Annotated in this window: 21 protein-coding genes and 1 pseudogene; 10 read left to right on the forward strand and 12 right to left on the reverse strand. The window is 63.5% G+C overall.

From position 1 onward, the window contains the following. Window positions 1-308: 308 nt before the first annotated feature. From E3T47_RS16765 to E3T47_RS05745, 4 genes and pseudogenes are all read right to left on the reverse strand, one after another. On the reverse strand, window positions 309-413 hold the full coding sequence (locus E3T47_RS16765; RefSeq protein WP_134555146.1) for a transposase: 105 nt from the start codon (window positions 411-413) through the stop codon (window positions 309-311). A gap of 17 nt (window positions 414-430) precedes the next feature. After that, window positions 431-709: pseudogene (locus E3T47_RS05735) on the reverse strand (IS110 family transposase); the annotation flags it as partial. A 292-nt stretch (window positions 710-1,001) separates the two neighbouring features. Beyond that, window positions 1,002-1,979, reverse strand: a complete 978-nt coding sequence (locus tag E3T47_RS05740; protein ID WP_134555148.1) for a Gfo/Idh/MocA family protein — start codon at window positions 1,977-1,979, stop codon at window positions 1,002-1,004. Window positions 1,980-1,994: 15 nt separating this feature from the next. Then, window positions 1,995-3,098 carry a DegT/DnrJ/EryC1/StrS family aminotransferase gene (locus E3T47_RS05745; RefSeq protein ID WP_134555150.1) on the reverse strand — a complete coding sequence of 368 codons (1,104 nt, stop codon included), beginning with the start codon at window positions 3,096-3,098 and terminating at the stop codon, window positions 1,995-1,997. A gap of 139 nt (window positions 3,099-3,237) precedes the next feature. Here E3T47_RS05745 and E3T47_RS05750 point away from each other — a divergent pair, with 139 nt between their 5' ends. The 4 genes from E3T47_RS05750 to E3T47_RS16305 all read left to right on the forward strand — a co-directional run bounded on the left by E3T47_RS05750 (window position 3,238) and on the right by E3T47_RS16305 (window position 8,343). Next, entirely contained in the window at window positions 3,238-3,927 is a 690-nt protein-coding gene (locus tag E3T47_RS05750) for an LbetaH domain-containing protein (protein ID WP_134555152.1), read from the forward strand. Then, the gene (locus tag E3T47_RS05755; protein ID WP_134555154.1) at window positions 3,924-4,943 is read left to right on the forward strand and encodes a lysylphosphatidylglycerol synthase domain-containing protein; all 1,020 of its coding nucleotides are present in this window, start codon (window positions 3,924-3,926) and stop codon (window positions 4,941-4,943) included. The genes E3T47_RS05750 and E3T47_RS05755 overlap by 4 nt, the downstream gene beginning before the upstream one ends. 612 nt (window positions 4,944-5,555) lie before the next feature. Then, window positions 5,556-7,190, forward strand: a complete 1,635-nt coding sequence (locus E3T47_RS05760) for a DUF2142 domain-containing protein (RefSeq protein ID WP_166805627.1) — start codon at window positions 5,556-5,558, stop codon at window positions 7,188-7,190. Continuing rightward, entirely contained in the window at window positions 7,183-8,343 is a 1,161-nt protein-coding gene (locus E3T47_RS16305; protein WP_166805628.1) for a glycosyltransferase family 4 protein, read from the forward strand. The genes E3T47_RS05760 and E3T47_RS16305 overlap by 8 nt, the downstream gene beginning before the upstream one ends. Here E3T47_RS16305 and E3T47_RS05770 read toward each other — a convergent pair. Genes E3T47_RS05770 through E3T47_RS05780 form a run of 3 tightly spaced genes read right to left on the reverse strand, consistent with a single transcriptional unit; the run spans window position 8,319 to window position 11,435 of the window. Beyond that, complete coding sequence (locus tag E3T47_RS05770) at window positions 8,319-9,419, reverse strand: glycosyltransferase family 4 protein (RefSeq protein ID WP_134555160.1); 1,101 nt, start codon at window positions 9,417-9,419, stop codon at window positions 8,319-8,321. The genes E3T47_RS16305 and E3T47_RS05770 overlap by 25 nt on opposite strands. Before the next feature lie 4 nt (window positions 9,420-9,423). After that, window positions 9,424-10,566: a hypothetical protein gene (locus E3T47_RS05775; protein WP_134555162.1), complete on the reverse strand. Its 1,143-nt coding sequence runs from the start codon at window positions 10,564-10,566 to the stop codon at window positions 9,424-9,426. After that, entirely contained in the window at window positions 10,563-11,435 is an 873-nt protein-coding gene (locus tag E3T47_RS05780; protein WP_134555163.1) for a glycosyltransferase family 2 protein, read from the reverse strand. The genes E3T47_RS05775 and E3T47_RS05780 overlap by 4 nt, the downstream gene beginning before the upstream one ends. A 97-nt stretch (window positions 11,436-11,532) precedes the next feature. Between E3T47_RS05780 and E3T47_RS05785 the strand changes: the two genes are divergently transcribed. Continuing rightward, window positions 11,533-12,666 carry a glycosyltransferase family 2 protein gene (locus tag E3T47_RS05785; protein ID WP_241981990.1) on the forward strand — a complete coding sequence of 378 codons (1,134 nt, stop codon included), beginning with the start codon at window positions 11,533-11,535 and terminating at the stop codon, window positions 12,664-12,666. Further along, complete coding sequence (locus E3T47_RS05790; RefSeq protein ID WP_134555167.1) at window positions 12,666-13,640, forward strand: glycosyltransferase family 2 protein; 975 nt, start codon at window positions 12,666-12,668, stop codon at window positions 13,638-13,640. The genes E3T47_RS05785 and E3T47_RS05790 overlap by 1 nt, the downstream gene beginning before the upstream one ends. Window positions 13,641-13,667: 27 nt before the next feature. On the opposite strand, the gene E3T47_RS05795 is transcribed toward E3T47_RS05790, so the two are convergent. The 4 genes from E3T47_RS05795 to E3T47_RS05810 all read right to left on the reverse strand — a co-directional run bounded on the left by E3T47_RS05795 (window position 13,668) and on the right by E3T47_RS05810 (window position 19,335). Continuing rightward, window positions 13,668-14,951, reverse strand: coding sequence for an O-antigen ligase family protein (locus tag E3T47_RS05795; protein WP_134555169.1), 1,284 nt, complete (start codon window positions 14,949-14,951; stop codon window positions 13,668-13,670). 22 nt (window positions 14,952-14,973) lie between these two features. After that, entirely contained in the window at window positions 14,974-16,440 is a 1,467-nt protein-coding gene (locus E3T47_RS05800) for an O-antigen ligase family protein (protein ID WP_134555171.1), read from the reverse strand. Window positions 16,441-16,545: 105 nt separating this feature from the next. Next, window positions 16,546-18,009, reverse strand: a complete 1,464-nt coding sequence (locus E3T47_RS05805; protein ID WP_134555173.1) for a phytoene desaturase family protein — start codon at window positions 18,007-18,009, stop codon at window positions 16,546-16,548. A gap of 147 nt (window positions 18,010-18,156) precedes the next feature. Beyond that, window positions 18,157-19,335, reverse strand: coding sequence for an acyl-CoA dehydrogenase family protein (locus tag E3T47_RS05810; protein WP_134555175.1), 1,179 nt, complete (start codon window positions 19,333-19,335; stop codon window positions 18,157-18,159). A 123-nt stretch (window positions 19,336-19,458) separates the two neighbouring features. Between E3T47_RS05810 and manA the strand changes: the two genes are divergently transcribed. Next, complete coding sequence (gene manA, locus E3T47_RS05815; protein ID WP_134555177.1) at window positions 19,459-20,820, forward strand: mannose-6-phosphate isomerase, class I; 1,362 nt, start codon at window positions 19,459-19,461, stop codon at window positions 20,818-20,820. A gap of 75 nt (window positions 20,821-20,895) precedes the next feature. Here manA and E3T47_RS05820 read toward each other — a convergent pair whose 3' ends face one another. After that, on the reverse strand, window positions 20,896-21,852 hold the full coding sequence (locus tag E3T47_RS05820) for a GlxA family transcriptional regulator (RefSeq protein ID WP_134555179.1): 957 nt from the start codon (window positions 21,850-21,852) through the stop codon (window positions 20,896-20,898). Between the two features lie 103 nt (window positions 21,853-21,955). Between E3T47_RS05820 and E3T47_RS15810 the strand changes: the two genes are divergently transcribed. The 3 genes from E3T47_RS15810 to E3T47_RS05830 all read left to right on the forward strand — a co-directional run bounded on the left by E3T47_RS15810 (window position 21,956) and on the right by E3T47_RS05830 (window position 23,644). Then, a complete protein-coding gene (locus E3T47_RS15810; RefSeq protein ID WP_166805629.1) occupies window positions 21,956-22,096 on the forward strand; it encodes a hypothetical protein in 141 nt (46 codons plus the stop codon). Window positions 22,097-22,142: 46 nt separating this feature from the next. After that, on the forward strand, window positions 22,143-23,108 hold the full coding sequence (gene galE / locus E3T47_RS05825; protein WP_134555181.1) for a UDP-glucose 4-epimerase GalE: 966 nt from the start codon (window positions 22,143-22,145) through the stop codon (window positions 23,106-23,108). 224 nt (window positions 23,109-23,332) lie between these two features. Continuing rightward, window positions 23,333-23,644, forward strand: a complete 312-nt coding sequence (locus tag E3T47_RS05830) for a WhiB family transcriptional regulator (RefSeq protein WP_422386474.1) — start codon at window positions 23,333-23,335, stop codon at window positions 23,642-23,644. Window positions 23,645-23,683: the final 39 nt, after the last annotated feature.

Consider the following 23,683-nt stretch of genomic DNA (forward strand, 5'->3'; position numbering starts at 1 on the left):
CGATGCCGTCCCGCCGAATCATGCGGTCCGAGAGCTTCCGGTCGAGCCAGACGGAGTAGCCCGATCGGGACACCTCAAGCAGGCGAACCATGCGGGTGATCGTGAAATTGATCTTCTCCGCCAGTATCAGTTCGAACGCTTTGCGCTCGTATCCGACGCTTCCTGGGCGAAGAAGATAGACGCTTTTTTAGAAACGCCCGATCAAGTTTCAGGTCCGCGTTCTCTTTCCGCAACCGGAGGAGGTCGGCCCGTTCCGACTCGGTGACTCCGGTCTCGCCGGTGTCATTTCGGGCCTTGAAAGCGCTGACCTACCGGCCCAGCGATGCTTCGTTGATACCGAGGTCGCGGGCCACAGTCGCGACCGCCCTGCCCGTGTCGATCACCAGCTTCACGGCCTCGTTTTTGTACNGCACTCAACGGGGGCAAGGCCAAGGTCGGCTATGCGCCGCATTGCCAGGCCGACGAGGACTCCTTCGGCTTGGGCGACGGCGATCGGCAGGGCGCCGATCGTGGCTGGCTGGTCGACGGTGACAAGCACCGCGCCGGACTGTTTCAGCTTCTGCAGCACCGTCCGCATCTCGCCTTCGTCGTTTGGTAGTGCTTTATCGAAGAGGACCTTGCCGGCCCGGTTCAGAGCGACGGCGTGGTGTGCGCCTTTGCCGACGTCGACACCGACGAACACGTCGACGTTGTCATAGTTTTCGATCATGACTGCTCCCATCCACTCGCTGTCCGGCGGCCTGGTTTACGGCGTCAAGTCTCGGCATCCACGTCAAGAACGACCTCGGCTTTACGCCTAGTCGAGCCCCCATTTGCGATCACCCTACGCCAATGGAGTCCGGTGACAACACCCCCCGGATCATTAACGACTGGGGTCAACAATCATGCCGGACTGGACAGGGCAACTCTTTCAGATATTCACACCATCTGAGGTTACGAATAAGCTAACGGGGCAGCACGAAAGGCCACTCGAGCCACTGATGGGACCCCTCGGACTTAAATTAGGGTCGCAGCACCGGGGGACCGACTGGGCGCCCGTTCTTGAGCTTGTCCACAACACGGTGGCTTGGGATGATGGAATTACGTTCAGCGTCAGCATCCACAGTGCCAGCGATGAGCGCCGTGAAGTGATCGAGTTGAGCGGCGAGGGGTTCCTGAGAGGTTAAGAGTTCAGGGATTTCGATCACGGTCTGTTGCTTGTATCCGCGACCGTCGTCGTCGGCTTGACCGGAGACGTGATGGTACACGGTGACGTCACGTCGCAGCAAATCGACTTCTACCATTCGATCCAGTTCGTGGATGCTGAGCGTGCGAATTTTCCGTTGGCCAATCCGGCTGGCCGAGATGTGGGCAGTTCCACCCGATTCGAAGCCAAGCACGACTTCGGCAACGTCTTCGGCGCCGCTGATGGATGATGGGTGAAATTGCGAAAGCGTGCCGGTTACCAATGTCGGGGTGCCGCCGAGAATGCCAATTGCCAAATCAATGTCATGAACCAGAAGATCCCAGCTCACGCCGGTTCGTATGCGGGGGACATACGGAGAGTGACGGGTCGCTGTCACATAAAGGGGCGAGTCGAGGAGCGCTTTGGCCGTGACGACAGCTGGATTAAAGCGTTCCAATAGCCCGCACATTATCGGAACGTTCAGCGTCTCCGCGCGGTCCAAGATCGCCATGGTTTTTTCGAGACCATCTGACATGGGCTTCTCAACTAGGAGTGGAATTCCAGCTTCGATGACTTCCATTGCTAGTTCAAAGTGCGCTTCCGTTGCGGCCGCAACAACGACGCCGTCGACTCCGGCGAGGCTCGAGAAAGCGGGTGCCCAGGTGGCACCGAAGCGGTCAGCAAGTGCACCACCCACGTCTTTTCGCGGGTCAATCACTGTGGCCAATTCGACAAGCGGCGACTGGCTGATGACGCGAGCATGTAGCGATCCCATTGAGCCTGCACCGATCAAGAGGATGCGGGGTTTTGACATGTCGAAGATTCTCTTTCAGTTGGTAGAGGCCGCGCGTGCGACGGCCTCGATAATGCGGTCCATGTCCCCGGTCGACAGGTTCTGATGAACGGGCAGTGAGACAACTTCCTTCACAATGCGCTCTGCGACCGGGTAGGCCCCGATCCGCACGTCAGCGCGGTTGCGGTAGGTGTCATAGTCAAAGACCAGCTTGGGATAGTAAATGCCCGCACCGATTCCTTGTTCGTCGAGCTTCGTCACAAATTCATCACGAGATATTCCAGCACTCGGCGTAACGCGAATGGTGTACTGGTGCCAAACATGACTCCGACCGGAAAGTTGACGTGGGACGACAATCCCTGGAATTCGTTCGATGCCGGCGCTAAGATACTGCGCATTGCGTTGCCGGGCGGCAACGGTTCCACCGTACCGAGCAACCTGAGGTATACCGACAGCCGCCTGAAGATCCGTCATTCGGTAGTTGTGTCCGGCGACTTCATACTGATACCGCGCACGCATTCCCTGATTGCGCAGTACACGGAGGCGACCGGCGAGAACGTCGTCGTTCGTGGTTATCATTCCGCCCTCACCCGTGGTGATATTCTTCGTGGCATAGAAGGAGAACGAGCCGAGCCCAAAAGAACCCGAGCTGCGTCCATTCTGGCTGGAACCGTGCGACTGGGCTGAGTCTTCGACGATGGCGTACCCGTTATCCGCAGCGAGCCGAGAAATTCCATCCATGTCCGAAATCTGGCCATACAGATGAACTGGCATGAGGACGCGAGTGTGATCGGAAGCCGAGGCGGCCAACGTGTCCGCCGTGACGTTGAAGTCGTCTTCCGAAATATCCGCAAACGTTGCAGTGGCGCCCGCTTCGAGGATTGCATTGAGCGTGGCAACAAAAGTGAAAGGGCTCGTGAGGACTTCGTCGCCCGGCTTGAGATCGAGAACCTCGATCGCGGCGACCAAAGAAGTTGTTCCATTGCTCACTGCCACAGCGTGTTTGACACCGACTAGCTCTGCGAACGAGTCCTCGAGTTCCTTGACCTTTGGACCCTGCGCGATGTTGCCCGAACGAAGCACCTCGAGAACGAGTTTCTCTTCAGCCTCACCAAACTCGACGACCGTGATGGGTATCATGAGACCTACTTCTTCTACTCGCTTTGGATGCAACTCTGGGAACAAACTCCCGTTAATCCTAGTGGCGTAACGAAACGCGGCTCGTTACGCCCACTCTCGGCAGGGGTCGAACCAACATAGGGCAAGGAGTCTGTCACCGATGAATTCAATCCATCCAACCGCCATTGTAGGCCCATACGTCACCCTCGGAACAGGAAACACGCTAGGCCCGTTCACTGTTGTCGGTGGCGTCGTCGACATAGGAAACAACAACTGGATCGCGTCGGGAGTCAGCATTGGTTGTCCGCCGGAAGTGAGGTCGTTCCCACACATGAACTGGGTCGAGTCCAGCGACGGTCCGGGTGTGTCCATTGGCAGCGACAACGTTTTCCGGGAGGGCGTGCAGATCCACGGCGGTTGGCGAGATCGAACCAGGCTGGGCAGCCGGCTGTTTGTTATGAACCAGGCCTATGTCGCGCATGACTGCGTAGTTGAAGATGATGTTACTCTGGCTTCTGGCGTTGCCATCGGTGGCCACGTACGGATTGGTCGGGCGTCAAATCTAGGGTTGGGGACGACTGTCCACCAGCGTCGGGTCATTGGTGCACTCGCTATGGTCGGTATGTCTTCGGTCGTAACTCGCGATATTCCGCCGTTCATGAAGGCGTTCGGCAGTCCGTGCCGCCCTAAGGGAGTGAACACTGTGGGCTTAGCTCGAGCGGGACTAAGTGCCCAGACCGTCGCCCAAATCGAACAACTCGCCGGTGTACCCAACTACCCCGAAAATCTGGCAGATTTGAACGAGGTCGAATCGGAACTCATTTGGTACCGTGAGGCGCTCACTAAATGACGACCTTTAAATCGATCGCCCCGCGCATTTTTCTAGTAATGCGCTATGTGCTCCTCGCTGCCGTTGTTGGGTTCGCAGTCTTATACCTTGTGAATCAGTGGAGCGCCGTGTCGGCGGCTATGGCTGAGATCTCTTGGCAATCGTTCACCCTTTCCTTCGTGGTCTTGCTGTTCGGGCTCGCCGCTGGCACGATGAGCTGGGTCTCTGTCCTAAATGGGCTGGGACCGAGAGTTCCCGTCGCCCGTGCCGCACAAGTCATGCTCGTGGGCCAGCTCGGTAAGTACGTTCCCGGTTCCGTGTGGTCATATGTCATGCAGATGGAACTCGGGCGTCAGCACGGCATTCTTCGACCTCGAGTGCTTGTGGCGGGACTTTACGCGGCGGGGATTGGTGTCGTGGCGTCGCTGATTCTCGGTGCGCTGGCGCTACCGGTTGTCTTGGATGGGCATTCCGAACTACTGTGGCTCTTCCTTCTGCTGCCAATCGGGCTGGTGTGTCTGCATCCACTGGTTATGACCTGGTTGGCATCACTGGTGTTGAAGATGTTTCGCCGTCAGCCGCTGGAACATAAGGTGACTTTTCGTGTAGTGGGCCAGGCAGTCGGTTGGGCGCTTGTGTCCTATGCCCTCTACGGCGTGCACCTGTGGATTTTGGTGAACTCGCTGGTTGATCCGGATTTCGGTACGCTCGTCCTACTGACGGGAGCCATGGCGCTTGGCTTCACGGTGGGCCTCTTCGCGTTCGTGTTCCCATCAGGTGTCGGTGTGCGCGAAGCCATCCTTGTGGGGGTTATGACTCTTCTGTTGACGATTCCGCAGGGCACAGCAATGAGCCTTGTTTCGCGGATGATGTTCACTGCGGCAGACCTCCTCGCAGCTGGAGTCGCCGTGCTTTTCGTCATTACATTGCGAAAAAAGATTGCATTGGACGCCGCCCGGTTCCACTCAGACGAGGCTTATGGGTTTGGGCCGGAGGGTGGCAGCTTGGAACGGGAATCCTCGGCAGTCCGGTCGTAGAATACAGGTTTCGGTTTAGCGGCCCTCTTAGGTTCAGCGCCCTTGGCGCCAAATGTGAAAAGCGCCCCGGCTCACCATTTGGCGGCTCGTAGTGGTGCACTGAAGGGGGGCGCTGGTTACCTCTGCGACACCTAACACGTAGGGACATCGTGTAATGGTGTCGGAAGGTCATACGTTAATGTTTGACGCGAATCAACTGTTTCGTATCTGGAAATCGCGGCAATTGCGGTGCGTCGATTTGGTAAGTGCAAGAGGCCAGGGATCATTGGCACCAACGGTCATTTCAGCGTTGAGCCGTGGGCTTATGCTCGCTCGCGTCAACAAACAATTTTGTTGCTGGACTCGGTAACAGCAAGCCAGTGAGTAAACCGCCGTGACTTCCGTTGGCACATCGTTTTTGTTCTTGAGGGAGCAACTCCCCACTCGAAGGCAACTAAGCATTGGGGCCGGTGCGGCACAAGATAAAATTCGGCCGGTGCTTCTCAAGATCGTGCTGCGTATTGAATGCCAACGCAACTATTACGCTTAAGCACAAGACTCGGAAAAACTTCGAAGCCGCCATCAAGACGGACTTCTAAATTCTGCGATGGTCTATTCATAGGGAGACACCACGTGCATGAAACTGCCGCACTGCCTGACGCGGAAGCCAACATGAATCAAAGTCGGCGAGTGACTGCATATACGCGCCACATCTTCGGGGTCGCCTTCCTGATCTTGGCTGCACTCTCTACCCTGTGGTCGCTGGCGAGCCCGATCTTTTCGGTTCCGGACGAGAATGCCCATGCGACCAAGGCCATCGCCCAGGTGCATGGTCAGGTCATCGGGTATCAAGTGCCAGGTATCAAGCACACCGTGGTTGACCTTCCTGAGGGGTACTCCTACGCGCCGCACATTCTTTGTTTCGCCTATCACCCTGATCAGCCTGCAAACTGTGGCGTTGAACTTGGTGACGAGGGTGGAACAGACTGGTTCAATACCTGGGTCGGCGCCTACAACCCCCTGTACTACTACGCGGTCGGATGGCCAAGCCTGATCCTGGACGGGTCGGCCGGCATCTATGCCATGCGTATTGTGAGCGGCTTGCTCGCGGCAGTGTTCGTTGCTTGGGGGTTTCAAGCAGCGATGTCTGTGCGCAGGTCGCGGTGGATGCCGCTGGGCCTGGCCTTTGTGGCAGCCCCGATGGTTGTCTATTTCTTCGGGTCGGTCAACCCCAATGGCATAGAAATCGCCTCGGCTGTCGCCCTCTGGGCGGCCCTGCCGCGTCTGCTCGAACGGTTCGACACCCGACGAGGCGCAAGAGAGGTGTCGTCGCTGTCGCGCTGGTATCTCTGGATGATCGTTGCCATCGCTTCCGTGACGCTCGCGACGGCTCGCGCAACGGGCCCACTGTGGTTGATCATTGTCGTCGGCATCTGTTTCATCGCGACTGGGTGGAATCCGGTCAAGGCGCTGTTCACAACCGCGCGCTCATATATTCCGCTCGGGATCGTCGCGGCCGGAGGTATCTTCTCGATCGTGTGGACGCTGAGCGGCGGCAGTCTCTCAAGCCAGGCTGACAAATCCGACGCGCCGCTGGTGGGTGCCTCCTCCCTTCAGGGCTTTGTGCACGTGCTTCGCACCACCCCGGACTTCTTTCAGCAGGCAATTGGATACTTTGGCTGGTTCGACGCGCCACTGCCAACATCCGCTTATTGGCTGTTTGTCATACCGTTTGGCATTCTGATTGTTCTCGCCTTTACCGCCTCCAGGTGGCGCGGCCTGGTCACCATCGCTGTGATGACTGCCGCTGCCGTCTTCGTGCCTGCCCTGGTGCAGGGCTACAGCGTGAGCCAGACGGGCATTATCTGGCAGGGACGATATGGCCTCTTCCTCTATCTCGGCGTGACGATTCTGGCTGCCTGGCTGCTTTCTGCCAAACAAGGGAATCGCGTGGCGTTCCTTTCAACACGAGTCACGTGGATCAGCTCAGCGATGATCGCGTCGTACGGTCTGCTGGCTTTCGTCGTTGTGATGTGGCGTTACGTAGTTGGCAGCGGCGAGCCGATCAGCGAGATGTGGAAAAACCCGGCCTGGCAGCCGCCGCTTGGTTGGCCGACTTTGGTCGCCCTCTATGCCCTGGTCTCGATTATGTTCGTTGTCTGGACGCGGTGGATGGCCGCCCGCGCCGCCCGGCTCGACGATGCCGGCGACCGGACTGTGAGCGATGCAGCGGCGGATTCATCGACTAAGCCCGCTCTTCGTGGCTGAACCACGCGTAGCGATCGCCTACGACTGCCTGTTTCCGATCAACTCGGGCGGTGGTGAGCGTGTGTATCGGCGAATGGCCGAGTTGCTCACCGAACGGGGGAGCGAGGTCGACTATGTAACGCGAGCCCAGTGGGATGGCCCGGCCCCAAAAGCGGGCTTTTCGGTCGTGCCAGTGTGGCGCGGGGCCATCTACGACAGTTCAGGCACGCGAACACCGGTCAGCGCCGTCAAATTTGCGGTTGCGCTATTTCGCCACTTCCGCGCGCGGCGCGGCGCTTACGACGTGGTTATTGTCAGCGCGTTGCCCTTTCTCAACGTGTTTGCCGTGCAGCTAGCCCTGACCGGGAGCAAGACCTTCATCGTGTCTGACTGGCTGGAGGTGTGGGGCTGGCGACAGTGGCGCGCGTACTCGGGCGCGCTGATGGGCACCGTCGCCTCGGTGCTTCAGTTCGTAGCCATTCGCGTCGGAAACCTGCACACCGTCAACAGTCTCTTCACCGGCTCACGTATTCGGGGCTATCGGCGGGGAGCCACTCCGGTCACGCTGGGGCTGATCGACCTGGTCGGTGCGGCACCCGATGTCACCACCGAACGCGGCGACGAGCCCTACCTGATTTTCATCGGCCGCCACATCGCCGACAAGCGACTCATCGACCTGCTGCCCGCCCTGTTGGAGGCGCGTAGGCAGATTAGTGACCTGCGGCTCATCATTGTCGGTTCCGGGCCCGAAACGGCCGCCGTGACCGCGCGCATTACGGAGTTGGGCCTCGACGAGATTGTCACTCTGGCGGGTCGAGTCAGCGATGCCGAGCTTCACACCCTGCTCGCCGGTGCGCGCGCGCTGGTCAACCCGTCACGCCGTGAGGGATTTGGGCTGGTCGTCGCCGAGGCAGCTGCCGTTGCCACGCCGAGCGTCGTCGTGGCTGGCCCCGACAATGCGGCGGCCGAACTTGTTCACAACGGAGTAAATGGGTTTGTCGCCGCCTCTGTGGCGCCACACGACCTTGCATCCGCCATCGTCACGGTCGTGACGGCCGGTGAGCCGCTGCGACGGTCCGCGCAGGTTTGGTTCGAGCAGGAACGCACGGCGGGTGGTCTCGGTCGATCCATCGACGAGATCTTGCAGGCCTACCGCTCGGCCAAGACCCGCTGAAACGACTCGAGCGTCTGCTGCGCAGTGCGGTCCCAGGTGAACTCGGCGGCTCGAGCGAGCCCACTGATCGTAAGACGCGCCAACTCATCGGGCGACGATATGAGCTCGCCGATGCTTTCGGCGAGACGGGCGGCGTCGTGAGCGTCAACGTACCCGGCCGCATCACCGGCGACCTCGTGCAGCACTGGAATGTCGGAGCAAAGCACCGGGCAGCCATGCGCCATCGCTTCGAGAACAGGCAGCCCGAAGCCCTCGAAGAACGTTGGGAACACGAACAGGGTTGATTCGGAATAGAGCGCGTCAAGTTCTTTCGGCGTGAGCCAGCCGCGCAGCGACACCCACCGCTGCAGACCTAGTTCGGCCACGAGTGGCGACAACGGGTCGTCGCCGTGGCTGCCGGTGACGACCAAGTGCGGTCGGGTGCTTTCGGGGAGTCGCGCGAGCGCCGCGAGCAGCGTCGAGAAGTTTTTGTGCGGCATCCGGTTGCCGACGGCCAGCAGCTGGTCGGCGCGGCGCACCCTGGTTGGGATTGCGCCTGTGGCCGGCGTTTCTCCGGCCAACGGGATGACGTCGATGGCAGTGCGCGTGATGCGCAGGTAGCGCCGAATGTCGGTGCGGGAAGCTTTGCTGACTGTGAGTACGCGGTGGGCGGTGCGCGCACCCAAACGAATCAATGTGCGGAGGATGAGCGAATAGGCGCCAGGGACATATTCCGGATGCCGAAAAGGCAGTAGGTCGTGAATCGTCATGACGACCGGAATCCGTGAATATAGCGGGCCCAGGTTTGCCGGGCAGTGAATGAGGGAGGCGCGGCGGCTTCGCGCGAACCCGGCAACGCTGAACAACTCGCCTCGTGCCCAAGCGATGCGGTCCTCGCCGCTGATGCCGGAATCGATGACGTCGCCGGGAAACCACGAGGTGTCGCCGGCGGCGAGTTCGCTCGACGCGAGGGCGATGAACTGCACGCCGGAATTTTCACGCGGCATTCGACTGTAGATCTCGCGAACATACGATTCCATGCCCCCCTTCTTCCCCGTGAAGAAGAGCAGGTCGACCAAGATAAGTGGTATCGGCATCGAGTTAGTCCTTGAATACCAGAGCGGTTCGGGAGCGGTGTGCACCTTCGTAGATGACCGCGGAAATCAGTTCGGCCACGAGCATTCCGGCGAAGACCCAGACTATGTTCTGAGTTACGAGGCCCAGTCCGGCAAGAGCAAATGTGATGGCGGCGACGATCGCACGCAATCCGGTCAGTAGGCGTACCGCGCCTATGCGGCGCAGGGCAGCAAAGGGGATTGTCGTAAGAATTGATGTGGCTCGCCAAGCGCAGGCGACGGCGAGCGGCAGCGCGGTGTCGGAGAGCGACCAGGCCGACCCGAAGATGAAACCGAACGTTCCGGTCGCTTCGAAAATGCCGAGCGCGACGATGGCCGCCAGCAGAGCGAGCGCGGAGACCGCAATATCCAGTCGAGAGTGCTCTTTTAGCAGCCGGAGCCGCAGAAAATTGAGCGGTATTGCCAGCAACCCTGACACCGTTGAGATTGCGGTGAAGATGATGGCCTGAGCCGGGCCGATAAACGCGAGAATCATCACGTTTAGAAGTGGATAGATGACGCCGGTGATAGAGGTGTCTGCAACCACCCAGCCCATGACTGCCGGGTCGGGCCGACTCGGCTGGTGTGAAACCGGAAGGGAGCGCACGCAGGTGGCCGCGGCGATCCCGGCTACCAACGGAATCATTCCCCAGGTCTGTGCGGTGAAGGCCACAAGTACGCCAGCCAACGCCCCCGAGCCGACCAGAACGGATGCCCAGATTTCGCGAGTGTCGAGGCGCTCGGCAACGGAAACCCCACGTCCAACCTCGAGTGAGGCCAACAGAATCGGGAGGGCAACACAGAGCACCACCGCATTGCTCGAATTGAATCCCACGATGATCGCCGTCAAGACCGAAAGCGCGGCCAGCCAGAGTGGAAAGGTCACCCGGCGAGCGGTCGCGGCCGAACTGAGTCGTGATTCGACGACGACAGCAAATGTCACCTGGCCAACAAATGTGGCTAGCATGACAGCGACGGCGATGGCACCTTGTTCGTCAAGGGTGAATTGGCGGGCTGAGATCGCTACCGTGGCGGCCGGAATCACGGCCAGGGAGACGCCGCCAAGCAGCGTGATGAGGGACATTGCTGCGCCGCGCAGGCGAATATGCGGCGAGAGGGAGATACTCACCGATCGACCGCAATCGACATCTTGTTGCCGAAGCAGCGACCGGTAAGGCCCTCGAAACGGCCCACGAAGACCCACCAGCCATCCGCTGCGTGAAACGATGACCGATTTCGCACGCCGAAGAGCAGCCCGCCAGCCAGCGCGGCTGCTCGCCAGTACAACGGGTAGCGCCAGACGCTAAGCAGACGACCGAAGCCGCGGGCGTAGGTGCGCAACTTGCGTCGGCGCTCTCCGTCGGAGAGCCCGTGCGGGTCGGAGATACCGCCGATCGCTATGTCTGCCGGTAGCCAGGCAAAGGAATCAGCCTGGCCAGATTTGATCAGGCGCAGAAGTAGATCGGTGGCCTCACCTGACTGCCACGGCGTGGATGCTCCGGTTCCGATCGACTCCGTGAACCCGCCGATCTCTGTGAACACGCTGCGGCGAATGACGAGGCCCATCTCGATAACGGTCCAGACGTTCCATCTGTCCAAGGGGGTGCCCGGCACCGGGAGCTTGAACTTTGGGCCGTTCTCGTCGGTGACCGTGAGAGCGCCGGCGCCGGCTTCCGGGGAAGTAGAACGGATGCCAGCGATGGTGTCGGGCGGAAACCAAGTCGTGTCATTGGGAAAATGCAAGCGGTAGTCGACCCCCGCGGGGAGAGCCGCCACGCCGGCGTTGCGTCCGCGTGAGGCTCCGAGTGGCGAGGTCGTCACGACGATTTTGCAGTCGATCGAGGCGAACTCCGTTGCGAGACGTTCGACGGCTTGGAGATTGCGTTGAGCGACCATCACGATAACGTCCCCGCGTGTGACCTGGCCGACCAAAGACCGCAGAAGACGGCGCAAACCCTGCTCTCGACCGAGGGTGGTGATGACGAGGCCAATATTCATAGTGCACTAAGTCTGTACGATTGGGGGCGCACTACAGAACATAGACAGGACCCATACTCACATGCAGCAAACTTCGGCAATCGAATTGACGATCCTCATGCCCTGTCTGAACGAAGCAGAGACGCTGGAGATGTGCGTGAACAAGGCCCTCGGTTATCTCGCGCGGAGCGGCGTGGTAGGCGAAGTGTTGATTGCAGACAACGGGAGCACCGACGGATCGCAGCAAATCGCCGAGGCGCTTGGCGCTCGGGTCGTCGCCATTGCAGAGAAGGGCTACGGCAGCGCGCTCAACGGCGGTATCGAGCATGCGCGCGGTACCTATGTGATCATGGGCGACGCTGACGACAGCTACGACTTCAGCAGTCTCGACGGATTCGTCGAACGCCTGCGCGCCGGCGACGAACTTGTCATGGGCAACCGCTTTCGGGGCGGCATCGAACCCGGCGCCATGCCGCCGCTGCACAAATACCTTGGAAACCCCGTGCTGTCCTGGATCGGCCGCATGCTGTTTCGCTCGCCGATCAAGGACTTTCACTGCGGACTGCGCGGTTTCAACCGTCAGTCCATGCTCGACCTGCACCTGCAGACCACCGGCATGGAATTTGCCAGTGAGATGGTCGTAAAATCCACCCTTGGCGGTTCCCGGGTCAGTGAGGTGCCGACCACGCTCGCGAAAGACGGCCGCAGCCGACCACCGCACCTGCGCAGCTGGCGAGACGGATGGCGCCACCTGCGTTTTCTACTCATCTTCAGCCCGCGCTGGCTGTTCCTGATTCCCGGCGCGGCCGCGTTTATGCTGGGCTTTGTCGGCGTCATGCTGCTGAGTTTTGGCCCTGTCGTCCTCGGGCGCATCGGTTTCACCTACTCCAGTCAGCTCTATTTGGCGGCGCTCACAGTGGTCGGTTATCAATCAGTGCTGTTTGCGGTACTCACCAAGATCTACGCACAGCAAGAGGGATTCCGCATTCCGCGAAGTCGAAATTTCGACCGCCTTCAGAAACGCATCAGCCTGGAGAGCGGGGCCATTGTAGGGCTGCTGCTTTTTCTAATCGGTCTTGGCATTGCCATCGCGCAATTCATCGGCTGGGCCTCGAACGACTTTGGCCCCCTCGAAGCCGGTGCCACTCTGCGCGCGGCGATTCCGGCTGCCCTGCTCATGATGCTCGGCTCCCAGACGATCATGGCCGGAATGTTTCTCGGTGTTCTCTCGGTTGGCGTGAAGCGCAGCTAATGGTAACGAGGGTCTCCGTGGCGTTGTGCACCTACAACGGCGCCGCCTATCTCGAAGAGCAGCTGCTTAGCATTTTGGCGCAGTCTCTGCCCGTGAGCGAGATCGTTTTATCCGACGACGGATCGACAGACGATACGCTTTCCACTTTCGAGCGGATCGCGGCTGGGCGGCCTGATCTCGACGTCGTGGTGTTGCGGAACACTACCGCGCTCGGAGTGACGGCGAACTTCGAGCAGGCGCTCGCTGCTTGTTCAGGCGACCTCATCGCGCTCTGTGACCAGGACGACGTCTGGTGGCCGGAGCGGGTGGAGCGCATGGTGACCGAGTTCACCCAGCGGCCTGCACTGCGGATGTTGCACGCAGACGCCCGACTCGTTGATGCTGGGAAAGAACCCCTCGGGCTCACACTGCTGCAAACCCTGGGTGTGTCAGATGCCGACCGTGCTGCCGTACACGCCGGCCATGCCATCGACGCCTATCTGCGCCGCAACATCGTGACCGGGGCGACGATGATGGTGCGGCGCGAGCTGGTGGAGCGATCACGTCCGTTTCCGGCCGCGTGGGTGCATGACGAGTGGATGGCCATGGTCGCCGCCGCGACCGGTCTGGTCGACCTGATCGACGAGCCGCTCACCGACTATCGGCAGCACGGCGGCAACCAGATCGGCGTGACCAGCCTCGATGCCTCCAGCCGACTCGGCCGGCTGCGGGCGCCGCGCACGGCACGGAACGCGCGGCTGTTGGCGCGAGCTGCAGTGCTGCAGCAACGGGCGTCGGGGTTCGAGCCGGCGGCATCCGCTTCTGTGCTGGCGCTGATCGATGCGAAACTCGCGCACGAGCGGCGGCGCAGCACGCTGCCAGCGGCACGGCTGTTGCGCGTGGGGCCGATCGTGCGCGGCTTGCGCGCGGGGGACTATTCCCGGTTCGGGCTAGGCCTGCAAGACGTGCTGCGGGATCTGGTGCAGCCGGTCTGACCCGAGTGCTGTCGGCGTGTCTTGCCCCTACGGGGCGTCGGGGTGGGGCTTGTGCGGCAGGGCGCTGCGCCAGCTCAGGCCCTGCGCGGCCTTGACCGAACAGATCACCAGCAGCAGCCAGCCGAATTCGAACAAAATCGTGCTCTCCGCCGCGCTGGTCACCAGCAGGGTCACGAGCATGAGCGGCGCCCAGACGTAGACCAGCGAGCGCTTGTTCGAAGCGAGCAGCCAGGAGCGCACGAAGGCCAGCAGTACCAGGACCAGAAAGGCGAGAAAGCCGATCAGCCCCACCTGAAAGTACACGTCGAGGTAGGCGTTGAGGCCGGTGGCGTGCAGGCGCCCGGTGGTGAATTCGAGCCAACCGTAGGGGGTCACGTCCTGCGGCCAGAATCCGGCCCAGCCCCACCCCTCGAGCGGATGCAGCTTCACCAGCCGCCACATCTCGTTCCAGAGCGAGTAGCGCGCCTCGAACTCGCTGCCAGCATTGAGGGTGTCGATGATGGTCGTGCGACCGAGCCAAGCCGCGCCGACGGCAACGAGAGCCGCACTCAGGAGGCCGAGCTGCAGCTTCCACCGGCCTTCAACGGGCGTGCGGCGCAAACGGTAGAGGGCGAGCGCAGCCACGATGACGCAGACGGCGACGACCACGATGACGGGGGAGCGGGTGAGCACCAAGCAGATGCCGGCCAGCCACATGGAGCCGATGCCGAGGTCGCGCGGAATGGACCGCGCGCGGAGCTCCACGTAGAAGGTGACGGCGGCGATGAGGGCGATCAGCCCGAAGACGTTGCGCGAGCCGAACACGCCCTGGATGGGGCCGAGCTGGTCGATGCCGCCGACCACGCCGAGGAACGCGATCGGCAGGTCGAGCAGTAGCCCGGAGAGCACCTCGAGCACGATGGAGAGGCCGAGCAACACCCGCAGCACGTCGCCGATGGCGCGCACGACCTGGAACGTGTCGCGCACGAGGGCCACGTAGATGGCGAGGAATCCGACGGTGACTTGGTAGCTGACTCCGACGATGGTCTCGGTGACGTAGCCGCTCCACACGCCGGAGAGCGCGCACCAGGCCACGAACACGATAATCGAGATGGGCAGTAGACCGTGCCATTCCACGATCGGGCGGCGGGCCAGCAGCGAGAGCACCGCGAGCACGACGAGGCCGCCGAGGATACCGATGAGGCCGGGCCAGCCCATGACGCTGCGCAGCAGGTGGGTGCTGAACGCGGTGGCCAGAATGGCGAGCGTGAGCGCGGCCGCGAATTTCGGCGACGCGAGCACGCGGCGCAGGGCGTCGTGCAGGGTGGGCATCCTCTAATTTACCGCGCCGGGCCTAGGGCATTGGTCGAGGCGCGTGTTGCTGACGTTTGGTGACGACGGCGAGCACGATGAGAATCACCCAGCCGCTCTCGATCAGCAGGCGGCTTTCGGCCACGCTCTGTGCGATCAGCGCGGCGATCAGCAGCAGCGGCAGCAGCGCCGAGACGGCCAACGGTTCGGTGTCGTGCACGGCAAGACGGGGGCGGTCCACGGCGAGAAACCAGGCCCGCCACAGGGTCGAGAAGACCAGGGCGGCGAACAGGACGACGCCGACAATGCCGAGCTGCAGCCACACGTCGAGCCAGGCGTTGTGCGCCTGCAGGTAGGTGACGCCCTTGCGCACAGCGAGATCGTTGAACGGTTCCACCCACGGCACCCAGTAGCTCACCCAGCCCCAGCCGAACACCGGGCGTTCCCGGGCGAGCTCGGTGACGCTGGCCCAAATGTCGAAGCGCCCGGTGAGATCATCGCTGCGGCCGAGCAGCCCGAACAGCTGCGAGGAGAACAGAGCGAGCGCTACTCCTACCGCTAAAACGGATGCCGCCGCCACCGCATACAGCGGACGCCGGTGCTGGTCGTGCACCCGCCTGGCCCAGAGCGCGAACAGCAGGGCGGCAACGACCGCGACGAGCGACACGGTGACCGTGGCGGAGCGGGTGAGCAGCAGCATCCCCACGGCCAGCGCGAACCAGACCAGACCGGCGTTGCGCTTGACGGTATTGGCTCGCAACTGCACGATGAAGACGATGATGGCGAGAAGGGCCACGAATCCGAGCAGGTTGCGGTTGGCGACGATGCCCTCGATCGGGCCGCCGGACAGCAGCAGCCCCCGCGACCAGTAGAAGGCACCGGGCACGTCGCTCGTACCGTAGTCGACGAAGAACGGCAGCACTTCATGCTGGATGATGACGGCCACGAACAGCTCGAACACGAGGCTGAGCGCGAGCACCCAGCGCAGCGCGCCCGCCAGGGTGCGCAGCAGTTCCGACCAGGTAAGCGTGACGGCCAAAAACAGGGCGGCGAGGGTGGTGATGAGCTGCAGGGTGATTCCCAGAGCGGATGCCCCCGGGTAATACGACCACGCGATCGACAGGGTGGACAGCAGCAGGAACGCGGTGATGGTCTTGGGAAACTTACGCCAGTTCAGCGGCGGGGCGAGGGCGGCGCGATAGGTGTGGCCGCGGGCGACATCGCGGTCGGTGGGCGTGTCGTCGGAAGGCGGTGGTGCGGTGGCGTGTGTGTTCGTGGTTGCGGCGCCTGCGTGTGCCGGGACAGACGCTTGCGCTTCAGCGGCGGCCCGGTTGCGGGCATTGGTGCGCTGGGTGCTCAGGCCGATGATGCTGCCGACGACGACGATCACGGCGATGGCGCCGAAACCCCACCAGCCGCCGAGGTTGCGCCAGAACTGGCCGGCCAGAACGGTGAACCAGACGAAGGTCGCGAAGAGTCGAATGACGAGGCGACTCTGAACGGCGGGCATGGCTTCAGATTACCGGTGTTGATCTGATGGGTTTCGCGAGAGCGCACAAAGTGCCCATTTGGACCTCGCAATCGGGCACTTTTTGCGCTCTCGCGGCCGGGTGGGTTATTGCAGGGGAGAGAGGTCGGGCGGCTCAACGATGTTGTATTCGTGGCGGAGAGCGCTGAGGGCGGCGCGGTAGCCGCACATTCCGTGCACGCCTGGGCCGGGCGCGGTCGACGAGGAGCACAGGTAGACACCGTCGAGGGGGGTGCGCCACGGGTCGTTGGAGAACACCGGGCGGCGCACGAGCTGAGCCATGCTGATCGCTCCGGCCGCGATATCGCCCCCCACGTGATTGGGGTTGTGGTTCTGCATCTGCGCGGCGGTCTGGCTGTAGGAGGCGAGAATGGTGTCGCGAAATCCCGGGGCGAAGCGTTCGATCTGCCGGGTGATCTGCTCGGTCTGGTCGCGGGTGGAGCCCGCCGGCACGTGCGTGTAGGCCCAGAGCGTGTGTTTTCCGGCAGGAGCGCGAGTGGAGTCGAGAATGCTCGGCTGCGCGGCGAGCACATAGGGGGAGTCAGCGTGCCGCCCGCGGGCGACGGCGTTCTCGGCGCGGGCCTGGTCGGCGCGGGTGCCGCCCACGTGTAGGGTCGGCGCTCGCCGCAGCTCGGTCGCGGTGAAGGGAACCGGTTCGGAGAGCGCGAAATCCACCTTGGCGACCGCGTTGCCATAGTGAAAACTTTTGAGCGATGCCGCATAGCGGTCCGGCAACGCTCCGTCGGCGAGGTCGACGAGTGCGCGCGGCGTCACGTCGAGCAGCACGATGCGGGCCGACGGCAGCTCTTTCAGGCTGGTGATGTCGGCATCCGTCACGATTTCACCGCCGTGCGCGAGCAGGTCGTCGGCGAGAGCCCGCACGATGGCGCCGCTTCCGCCGATCGGAATGGGCCAGCCCCGAGCGTGCGCGTGCGCGGCGAGGGTGAGCCCGGCACCGGCGGTCGAGGGGCTCGGCAGCCGCCCGATCGAGTGGGCGAACGTTCCGGTGAGCAACGCCGGCGCGGTCTCGCCGGTGAATCGCCAGTTCCAGGCCGGGCTGCCCTGCTCGAGGGTGCGCAGCCCGAAGCGGGCCAGCGTGAGCGGATGTCGCGGCACGCGCAGCAGCGTATCCCCGGTGACCTCGGCGATGGCTTGGATGTTGTCGACGAGCGGCCCGAGCAATCGCAACCAGGCCGGGCCGTCACGGTCGAGGCCCGCGGCCGTGCGTTCGATGTCGTGCCAGGCCACGCCGGCCCCGCCGCCGGGCAGGGGATGCCCGAAGGAGATCTCGGGAACTCTGAGTTCGATGCGGTCCTTGAGGCCGAACTTTTGAAAGAATTCTGAGGCGAGCGCGAGCGGATGCACGGCCGACCCCACGTCGTGGCGGAACCCGGGCAGGGTGAGTTCGGCGGTCGCCGCCCCGCCGCCGATGGCCGGGTTGCGCTCGTAGACGCGCACGCTGAGGCCGGCGCGGGCGAGGGTGACGGCGGCGGCAAGGCCGTTCGGGCCGGATCCGACGACGATCGCGTCGAGCCCCTGCTCGGTCGTCACGCGGTGACCGGGCCGAAGCGATGGGATGTCATTTCGACACCGTATCCCGGGGCGGGGCTGCGCGCAGCCAGCGGGGCAGTTTCAGAGGCGGCGCCAGCGGTGTTTTGGAGGCAAGGGGGGGGCATCCGCTGGCATCGCTGGCGCCGGTCAGACGAAAGCGGCCTGGCCGGTGATGGTGCGGCCCACGATGAGGGTGTTCATCTCCTGGGTTCCCTCGTAGGAGTAGATGGCCTCGGCGTCGGCAAAGTGGCGCGCCACGTTGTACTCGAGGGTGACGCCGTTGCCGCCGAACAGCTCGCGGCACCAGGCCACGCTTTCGCGCATGCGGCTCGTCGTGTAAGCCTTGGTCAGCGCGGAGTGCTCGTCGCGCTGCACGCCCTCGTCCTGCAACTGCGACACCCGCACGACCATGCCGAGGCTCGCGGTGATGTTGCCGAGGCTTTTTACCAGCAGGTCCTGCACGAGCTGGTGCCCGCCGATGGCCTTGCCGAACTGCTCGCGCCGTTTCGCGTAGGCGACGGCCGCGTCATAGGCGCCGATGGCGTTGCCGACGGCCGCCCACGACACCTCGGCGCGCGTGGCCCGCAGCACCTTGGCGGTGTCTTTGAACGAGTTGGCGTTCTGCAGGCGCAGGCGCTCGGGCACCACCACGTCGGTCAGGGTGATATCCGCGTTCTGCACCGCGCGGAGGCTGATCTTGCCCTCGATCTTGGTGGCGGAGTACCCGGCGGTGTCGGTGGGAACGATGAAGCCCTTCACCTGGTTGTCGGCGGTGTCCTTGGCCCAGATGATGGTCATGTCGCTGAAGGTGGCGTTGCCGATCCAGCGTTTGGCGCCGTTCAGGGTCCAGGTGTCGCCGCTGCGGGTGGCGGTGGTGCGCAGGCCCTGCGCTGCGTCGGAGCCGCTTAGCGGCTCGGTCAGCCCGAACGCCCCGACGATTTCGCCCGAGGCGAGTCGCGGAATCCACTCGGCGCGCTGCTCGGCGGAGCCGCAGGCGGCGAGCGACCCGGCCGACAGTCCGTTCTGCACACCGACGAAGGTGGCGACGGATGCGTCCACTCGCGCCAGTTCCAACGCCACGAACCCGCGGAACACGGCCGAATTCGCGAACGGTTTCGTCTCGTCCCAGCCGAACGAGTACATGCCGAGCTCGGCGAGCGGCTTGATGATCTGGGTGGGGAATTCGGCGCGGTCCCAGCATTCGTTTGCGATCGGCCGCACCTCGTCTTCGAGGTAGGAGCGCAGCTTCACGATGGCCGCCTGCTCGGGCGTGGTGAGGAGGTTTTCGTAGCCGAAGAAGTCGCTGCCGAGTAGTTCAAAGGTCATGGATGCTCCGTTGCAGATTGGGCGATCGGTACGCGACCGGGCTGGCCGCCAGCCTAGGGTCGTTGGCGTAACGCTCGAAGTCGGTTGGTAGTTTGGTCTAAACAGTTGAAGAGGGAGCCGAAAATGTTTGTGGGCATCACCAACACGCCGCGCAATTACGCTTGGGGGTCCACGCACTCTATCGCCGACCTGCTCGGACGCGCGCCGTCGGGTGGACCTGAGGCCGAGTTGTGGCTGGGCGCCCACGCCGGCTCGCCGTCGGTGATCGAGGATACGGCGCAGGTTGGCGGTTTTTCGAACCTCGCCGAATGGATCGCGGCGGTGCCGGAGCTGGCGCTCGGTAATGGGTGGGCCGCGCGCGAGGCGGATGCTGGCGGCTCGGCTGCTGCATCGGCGACCTCGCCGGCCGGTCAGGGGAACGGCGGCGTGGTTTCGGCCGCGGCGAGCCCGGCACCGCGTCTGCCGTTTCTGTTGAAGATTCTGGCCGCCGGCCGCCCGCTGTCACTGCAGGCGCACCCGACGACCGAGCAGGCCCGCGCCGGATTCGAGCTTGAGAACGAGGCCGGCATCGCCATCGATGCAGGCAACCGCAACTACCGCGACCCGTTCCACAAGCCCGAGCTCATCTTCGCGCTAAGCGACACCTTTGAAGCGCTATGCGGATTCCGCCCACTTGCCGAGGTGCGCGGAATCATCGCCGAACTGCGCCTGCTCGATTTCGCGACAGAGAACCCACAGGCGGCCGCACTCGACCTGCTTGAGAATCACCTTGCCCAGGGCCTGCGCGACACCGTCGACTGGTTGCTGCGCGATGGCCGCGGCGACGACTCCGGCGAAGTGGAATGGCTGGTCGAGCGGGTGGTCGCGCTCGCCGAGCACGCCGAGTTCTTAGCCGGCGGGGGAGCAGGCATCGGCTATGCGCTGGAGTTGGCGACGGTGCGCGCGCTCGCCGCTGAATACCCGGGCGACCCGGGAATCGTGATCGCCCTGCTCCTCAACCGGGTCTCGCTGCGGCGTGGTGAGGTGTTGTATCTGCCGGCCGGCAACATCCACGCGTATCTGTCAGGGCACGGCGTTGAGCTGATGGCCGCCTCCGACAACGTGCTGCGCGGCGGGCTGACCCCCAAACACATCGACATCGACGAGCTGCTCTCGGTGCTCGACTTCACCGCCGGCGTGGCGCCGTACCTCGCGCCGGTCAGTCTCGCGGATGGCGTCTCGCGATATCGCCCCGGCGTGACCGACTTCGAGCTCGTGCACATCGAAGCGGATGCCGACGCTGAGTCTTCGACGCCCGTCCCGATGCGACAGATCACCCTGACCGGTCCGGCCATCGCCATCTGCACGGCGGGCGGATTTCTCGTGGCCGGAGGCTCGTCGTCGCGGCCACTCAAGCGTGGGCAGGCCGTGTTCGTCACTCCCGACGAGGGCACGCTGACCTTCGCCGGCACCGGCGAGGTCTTTCTGGCGACGACCGGCGCCTAGCTTTCGGCACGTCCCGTGGTGTCGCCCGCTTCCTGCGGCTGGCGGCAGCCAAGCGGGAGCCGGGTCACGCGGAGGCTAGCCGACCTTGCGGGGGCCGAAGGCCCGGCGGTAGGCCGTTGGCGTGGTCTGCAGAACTTGCAAAAAGTGGTGACGCATGACCGCGGCCCCGCCGAAGCCGGTGTCCGCGGCGATCTCCTCGAGGCTGCGCGCGGAGTCCTCGAGCAGTTCCTGCGCTCGGAGCAGGCGCTGACGATTGAGCCAGCGGGTCGGCGTCGTGCCGAGCTCGGCGCGAAACCGGCGAGCGAAGGTGCGCGATGACATGAGCGACTTGCGGGCGAGCAGGTCGACCGGCAGGTCCTGGTCGAGGTGGCGCAGCATCCACTCGGTGACGGCGGCGAAGGATTCGTCCTGGCAGTCGACGACCGGTGCCTCGATGTACTGCGACTGGCCGCCGTCGCGCTGGGGCGGCACGACCATGCGGCGGGCCATGACATTGGCGGCGGTCACGCCGAGCTCCTTACGCACGATGTGCAGCGCAGCGTCGATGCCGGCGGCGGTGCCGGCGCCGGTGACGACGTGGCGGTCGTCGACGAACAGAACGTCGGGGTCGACGGTCGTGTCGGGGTAGGCCCGGGCGAGGGCGTCCGTGTACATCCAGTGGGTGGTGCTGCGGCGCCCATCGAGGATGCCAGCCTCGGCCAGCACGAACGCGCCGCTGCAGACGCTGAGCACCCAGGCTCCGCGGGCTTCGGCGTCGCGCACGACCTGCAGCACCCGCGGGTCGATCGCCGCGCCCGCCTCGTAGGCGGGAATGGCGATGAGGTCGGCATCGGCCGCAGCCGATAGGTCGTCGTGCACGACGATGTCGAATCCGATCTTGGTGCGGATCGGGCCGGGTTCGGCGGCGACGACGTGAAAGTCGAAGGCGGGCCCGCCGTGGGCACTGCGGTCGATGCCGAAGACCTCGCAGATGACGCCGAATTCGAACGGCGCCAGACCGGGGAGGGTGACGCAGACGATTTTCTGGAGCATGGGCATCCGCTCTGCTGGTGGTGTACGAATTTGGCAGGAATGTGTCGAACAATGCCGATTCTGCCACTCGCGGCAGAAAAGCACAATACATAGAGTTTCTGCCATGACCATCTTGATGATTCTTCTCACCGTCCTCGCCGTTGCCGGTATTGTCGCCACCATTCGCGCCACTCGGTGCGACGGCTACCGTCGTCAGCCCGCCCGGGTCACCCACGACCATGACTCGCTCATTCGCTGGCGCTAGCCTGTAGCGGTGGCGCAGAACGTGCCGCGCAAACGAGCGGGACGTTATGGCGTGGTTGGTAACCGGCGGAGCGGGCTACATCGGCTCGCATGTGGTGCGGGCATTCCAGGCCGAGGGCCTCGACGTGGTCGTGCTTGATGACCTCTCGAGCGGCCACGAATCGTTCGTGCCGGCAGACGTTGCGTTCGTGCGCGGCAGCGTGCTCGACGGTAGCCTGCTGGTGCATGCCTTTGACGAGCACGCGGTGCACGGCGTCGTGCACGTGGCCGGATTCAAGTACGCCGGTGTCTCGGTGCAGCGCCCACTGCACACCTACGAACAGAACGTGACGGCCACGGCCACGCTGCTCGCCGCCATGAACACGGCCGAGATCGACCGCATCGTTTTCTCGTCGAGCGCCGCCGTCTATGGAACTCCACGCACCGACCTCGTGACCGAAACCACCGCGAAGAGCCCGGAATCGCCCTACGGCGAATCCAAGCTGATCGGCGAATGGCTGCTGCGCGACCAGGCCGTGGCGACCGGGCTCCGGCACACCTCGCTGCGGTACTTCAATGTCGTCGGCGCCGGCGACCTCGCCCTGAGCGATACGAGCCCGCACAACCTGTTTCCCCTGGTTTTTGCCGCGCTGCTCGACGGTCGCACCCCGCGCATCAACGGCGACGACTATGCCACGCCCGACGGTACCTGCGTGCGTGACTACATTCACGTGGCCGACCTCGCGCTCTCGCACGTCGCCGCGGCCCGCCGCCTCGACGCCGGTGAATCGATCGAACCGGTCTACAACCTCGGCAGCGGCGACGGCGTCTCGGTCGGGGAGATCATGGCGACCGTGCGCCGCGTCACCGGCATCGACTTCACGCCCGAAATCGGCCCGCGCCGGGTCGGCGACCCCGATCGCATTGTGGCTTCGGGCGCGCTCGCGGCCCGCGACCTTCGCTGGAGCATGCGCCACACGCTCGAGCAGATGGTGCAGAGCGCCTGGGATTCGTCACGCGCCGCCGCAAAATGAGCGCGCGACACGCCGTCGCGTACGGCGATCGAGCTACGTTTGCAACGTTGGCACGCACGCGGGACAACCCCCCAAATGGCCGACTTTGTCGCCATCGGCGCGTCGCAACTCTCCAGCCCGTATTGAGGGTTTACGATCTGCGACTTGACGATATTGAATTACACCGGTGTAATTAGCTGAGGCACCAAACGGTGCGTAAGCGGGCGCTGGGAGACGATGTGGCTATACCTGACTATCGTTCCGGAGTACCAGAGGACTGGTTCGTTGACCCCGTCACCCTCGGTGTTCCGGGAGTACGACAAGATCTCGGCGACGAGAACCTTCTGGCCTGGCAGGCCGACTCGCTCTGCGCGCAGACCGACCCCGAGGCGTTCTTTCCCGAAAAAGGCGGCTCCACCCGTGACGCCAAGAAGATTTGCTCCGGCTGCGAGGTGCGCAACCGATGCCTCGAATACGCGCTCGGCAACGACGAGCGGTTCGGCATTTGGGGCGGACTCTCCGAGCGCGAGCGCCGCAAATTACGCAAGCGCGCGTAGATCGCATGCGACGGCGTGAGCGCATGCCTGCGCCGCCTC

The organism is Cryobacterium ruanii (genome assembly GCF_004404055.1).
In the GTDB taxonomy this organism is placed as follows: domain Bacteria; phylum Actinomycetota; class Actinomycetes; order Actinomycetales; family Microbacteriaceae; genus Cryobacterium; species Cryobacterium ruanii.